The 5,078-nt window shown below is 41.6% G+C and carries 5 protein-coding genes; all 5 read right to left on the bottom strand.

The annotated features are described in order from the left end of the window. The coding region (locus QZZ35_RS08980; protein ID WP_291237093.1) for an ABC transporter permease subunit at positions 1-704 on the bottom strand (704 nt) is incomplete at its 3' end. A gap of 1 nt (position 705) precedes the next feature. After that, on the bottom strand, positions 706-1,539 hold the full coding sequence (locus QZZ35_RS08975; RefSeq protein WP_291237092.1) for an ABC transporter ATP-binding protein: 834 nt from the start codon (positions 1,537-1,539) through the stop codon (positions 706-708). A gap of 92 nt (positions 1,540-1,631) precedes the next feature. Then, the gene (locus tag QZZ35_RS08970; protein ID WP_291237091.1) at positions 1,632-2,090 is read right to left on the bottom strand and encodes a DUF3021 domain-containing protein; all 459 of its coding nucleotides are present in this window, start codon (positions 2,088-2,090) and stop codon (positions 1,632-1,634) included. Between the two features lie 2 nt (positions 2,091-2,092). Next, a complete protein-coding gene (locus tag QZZ35_RS08965; RefSeq protein WP_291237090.1) occupies positions 2,093-2,530 on the bottom strand; it encodes a LytTR family DNA-binding domain-containing protein in 438 nt (145 codons plus the stop codon). An 88-nt stretch (positions 2,531-2,618) separates the two neighbouring features. After that, a partial coding sequence (locus QZZ35_RS08960) for a hybrid sensor histidine kinase/response regulator (RefSeq protein ID WP_291237089.1) occupies positions 2,619-5,078 on the bottom strand: 2,460 nt, incomplete at its 5' end.

The raw sequence follows: 5,078 nt of genomic DNA, 5'->3' as shown, positions 1-5,078 counted from the left end.
GTGTCCGTTTCAGCATTTGAAAAAATGGAAGTGGCATTTGAATAAGAAAATGGCGAAATAAATATATAATCTTTTAAATCCGGCACAACCCGCGCCATCAGATCATAGACATAAAACAGCATAGCCACAGAAATGCCGATGCCCATCCGGTTCTTTTTGCTTATTGCCGAAATCACAAAACAAATCGATGCGATCTCCACATTCATCATAAACTGAAAAAGCATAAATATTACAAATTCACTGCCGATTGCTGTCTCTCCCAGAGCAATAAAACCAATACCATAAAACAGGGCACAGATTGCGGTAAAACAGATCAGATTTGCGATCACTGCGGCGAATTTCATTGCAATAATTTTCACTCTGGACACCGGAAATACAAAGGTAAATTCGGCTGTATGGCCGTCCTCTTCCTTTGAAAGAATGACCGTTCCGATGGATGCCGCAAAAAAACTGCTTCCAAGCGCATGGATCGTACCGATTTCTGTAGCAAAATACCCCTTCAATGTGGCGATGCTCAACGTGCTCATACCAAAGGCTTCCGAAAATGCGCCCATACTGGCAAAGCTATCAGCCATATCCGCCATACTTTCTTCCATACTTTTATACAAAACAAGACATAAAAGGCCCATACCTCCGACGCATAAGGACCAGATAAGAAGACTTTTTAATCCGGATTTCCATTCATTCTTAAAAAATGCCAACATCTTATTCGCCCTCCTTTTCGTAATAGTGCATAAACACTTCTTCAATCGAAGGTTCTTCAATGAGAATATCTTCAATGTCATGCCCCATAAGCTCTTTGTACAGGTTATTTAAATCATCTTTATAAATAAAGTCCAGCCTTTGGCCGTCACGGATCATTTTAATCCGCTTTGACTTACTTGACAGAAGATGTTCGACTGTATCTGTGACAATCAGCCGTCCTTCTTTTAAAATAGCCACTCTGTCACAATAATTTCGCACTTCTGACAGTACATGGGTCGACAAAAGGCATGTTGCACCCTCATCGACATATTCTTTCACCAGTTCAAAAAAAACATTCTGCATCAGTGGATCAAGACCGCTGGTCGGTTCATCGAAAACAAAAAGTTTCGGTTTATGCTGCATCGCGCAGACAATGCTGACTTTTTTCCGGTTTCCGAGAGACAATTCACTTATTTTTCGTTTTACATTGATTTCAAGTCTTTCGCACAGTTTTTCAGCCTCTTCCTTACAATCCGTCTGCCGCACATCAGCCGAAAACTTCAAAACATCCCTGACTTCCATTCCGGAATAAAACCAGGCTTCACTCGGCATGTATCCTACATCCCGTAAAATCTTCTCTTTATCCTTTTTTGCATCCATCCCATTGATCCGGATTTGTCCCTGATCATATTTTATCAGGCCGAGCATTGACCGGATCGTTGTCGATTTTCCGGCACCGTTCGGTCCGAGAAAACCAAATATCTCACCTTCCCGTACAGAAAAAGAAACATTTTCCACGCCCCTGTGTTTTCCGTAGTTTTTCGTCAAATTTTGAATTTCTATTCTATTTTCCATACTTCCACCTCCATCTGATTACAGAATATCAGAAAATAAAAGGATTGCAATAGACCATCCCGTCAGTGACACTTTTTGGCACACAAGATGCACTATTCTTCTTTTTCAGATCGGGTTTTAAACAGTTCAAGATCATAATTTAATATTTTATCATCAATCTTTCTCCTGCATTTATAAACAAAGTAAACACACACATAGAGAAAGATAACATATCCTGCGAATCCGGCTGTCACATAGATATTTTTATCAAACCAGTTTCCAAAATAGGAAACAGCCGTATAAATCATGGTGCAAATACTTATACCCAATATCTCTTTTTTCCCAAGTTCATCCGATTCATCAAAATTCCAAAGTAAAAACACCTGAATATATCCCACAATATAGGTTAAAAAAATCATCTCTGCCATATGCCAGATCTCTGCCACTTTAAATCCCGTACACAGACGATACACACAGTAAAAAAACAATAATGCAAAAAAATAAAGGCAGGCCTTAAACTCAATTCCGATTTCCTTTGTCAGATATCTCTCCCATAAAGACGGTTTATTCATAGTCATTCTCCTCTCAGCAGCTTTCGAAAACATGAAGCATAAGTGCGTGAAATCATCACGTGTTCCCCGTTGATCAATGTGGCGTCTATACGATTTGACGACAGACTTTTCAGCCGTTTCACCTTATTGATATTGACGATCATGGATTTGCTGCACCTGAAATAACGTTCATCATTGAGCAGCAGTTCAATCGCATACAAAGACATATCCAGTTGAATCTCATTGTCTTCCGTATATGCGAAAGTTCGATCATCCACCTTCTCAATATACAAAATATCCTCCGGTAAGAAAACCACCCTTTCCCCATCCACTTTTCCTATAAGCTTTTTCTGATTTTTTTCCATAAAAGCGATTGCCGCTTCAACTTCTGAATTCATTTGCCGATAATTAAGAATCAATTCGTCCTCCCCATCCTGAATCTGATTCACAATATAGCGCATTTTTATCACCTCCGTCATTCTCGCAACCCATGGAATAAGTAAAAAAGGGCTTTACGCCCTTTCTCACTTTAAATTAAATTTTATACCATCATTCCTTAGAAAGCCACCTTCTCAATGTTCTGGCAAGGATTCTCAGATCCAGCGGTTTTGCGATATGCTCATTCATCCCCACTGTTTTGGCTGCCTGAACATCTTCCGCAAAGGCATTGGCTGTCATAGCGACAATCGGGACCTGGCGGCAATAATTCCGATGCATTGCCCGAATGGCTCTTGTAGCATCATATCCATTCATTCTCGGCATCTGGATGTCCATAAAGACAATATCATAATAGCCGTCTTCACATTGTACCATTCTGTCAACAGCTTCAATGCCGTCGACGGCATGATCTACCAAAAGACCTGTCGTCTTTAATATTTCTGTGGCAATTTCCGCATTCAGCTCATTGTCTTCCACAAGCAGTGCACGATATTTTGAAAAATCCATCTCCGTCAGAGAATCTAACGGTGTATCCGGTTCTTTTTCTTCTTCCTGTCCGAGAAGAACGTTAAAGGTCCTTTCCAGTCTGGAACGGAACAGCGGTTTGCTGATAAATGCATTGGCACCGGCAGCTCTTGCCTCCTGCTCAATATCCGACCAGTCATAGGCAGAAATAATAATGATCGGAACATCCGCTCCAACTTTTCTCCGGATAGCACGTGTCGTTTCAATTCCATCCATATCCTGAATTTTCCAGTCAATAATACAGGCAAAATAATCATTATTCTGCTCATGATGCCACACGACCTGTCTGACAGCCTCCCTGCCCGTTGATACCCCCTCAGCCTTCATGCCAAGATCTGTGAGCATTCCGCAGCAGGATTCCAGGCTCAAGTCGTCATCATCGGCCACAAGTACATGAAGATCGATAAATTTGTCGTAGGACACTTCAGATGTATCCTGAAGCTTCAGATACATGGTAACAATAAATCTTGAACCTTCGCCCTGCCTGCTTTCCACTTTAATATCGCCGCCCATCATACGTACAATATTTCGGCTGATCGGCATTCCAAGCCCTGTCCCCTGAATATTGCTTGTTCTTTCGGCTCTGGAGAAAGGCTCAAAAATGTGATTGAGAAAATCCTCTTCTATTCCGATACCATTATCCTCAAAAATAAACTCAAAACAGCCCACCTTTGGCTGACAGCAAGGTTTCTCTGAAATAGAAAGTGAAATCTTTCCTCCGTCCGGTGTATATTTCACCGCATTACTCATCAGATTCATAAATACCTTCTGAATACGGAGACTGTCCCCGACCACCGCCTCATGCGTCACTCCGGAAATATTAACACTCAGTTCATGGTGATGGGCTTCAATTTGGGCACTTGTCATCGTAAGAAGGTTGTCGATCAGTTCGGACAGATTAAATTCTTCCTCAACAAGATCCACTTTTCCCGATTCAATCTTGCTCATGTCCAGCACTTCATTAATCAGACTCAGAAGATGCTTACTGGCCTGAGTAATTTTCTGAAGGCTGTCCTGAACACGTTCTTTATCATGGATATGTGCCGCTGCAATGGCCGTCATACCAATAATGCCGTTCATCGGTGTGCGGATATCGTGAGACATATTCGATAAGAAATCGGTCTTTGCCTTGCTGGCCGCTTCTGCCGCATCAAAGGCGGCCTGCAGAGCCGTCTCCTGCTGTCTTTCTTTCTTGATCAGATCATCTACATTTCGCGTTCCGACCACAACAGCAAAACCTCCGCCTGTTTCTCTGACAAAGGACACCCGAACCTGAAGGTATGTAATGACATCCTCCGTCACTTTTTCATAAATAAAAGAATAATCCTTTCCGTCTGCCCGAATATGTTCAAGCGATAATTTTTCCAGAAATTCATCTCGGCTTGCATCAGAGAGCATTTCGTCCGCATAACTTTCAATGGTCTTCGACCAGCAGTAATCATACCTGTGAAAATATTCTGCGATCGCACGTCCGTCCTCATCCTGTGCCCGGTATACCGTCGCCGAATCTGTCTCCGGATTTACAAGAAGCACCGAATAATATTCCGAACCAATTCCCTCAATAATTTCCCTCTGCATCTCCATCTCATGGATCTGCTTTAACTGACGCCGTATCTTCTCATCTGTATTTTTAAAACCGATAACAAACTCATTCCTGACCGGATTCGGTTTAACAAGCTGACATTCAAAATAGTGGATCTGATGATTTCTAAAAACCCGATAATTAAAAGAATAGGTTTTTTTATCTTTCAGAAGCTGAAGGATATCCGATACAGAGCGCAATTTAGAAAACAGCGGCCTGTCCTCTTCAAACACATCATTATCAACATACGAACTGATATTCTCTTCGTAATTTCCTACAGCAAATTTTTCGCCGTAACGATCCTGCATAACCTGTCCCATACGATAACATATTGATTCACAGGTATCTGCATTGACCGTATAAATATTCTCATAAGGAATCGCCAGTGCCTGAATCAGATTGTCCTGAGATTCCAGAGTCTCTTTTTCTTTTGTAATCTGACGAAGGCCCAAAAGAACCTTAAT

This window comes from Frisingicoccus sp. (assembly GCA_016298055.1).
GTDB lineage: Bacteria > Bacillota > Clostridia > Lachnospirales > Lachnospiraceae > Frisingicoccus.
The sequence above is the reverse complement of the archived record's forward strand: the minus strand, read 5'-3'. Positions and strand labels throughout refer to the sequence as shown.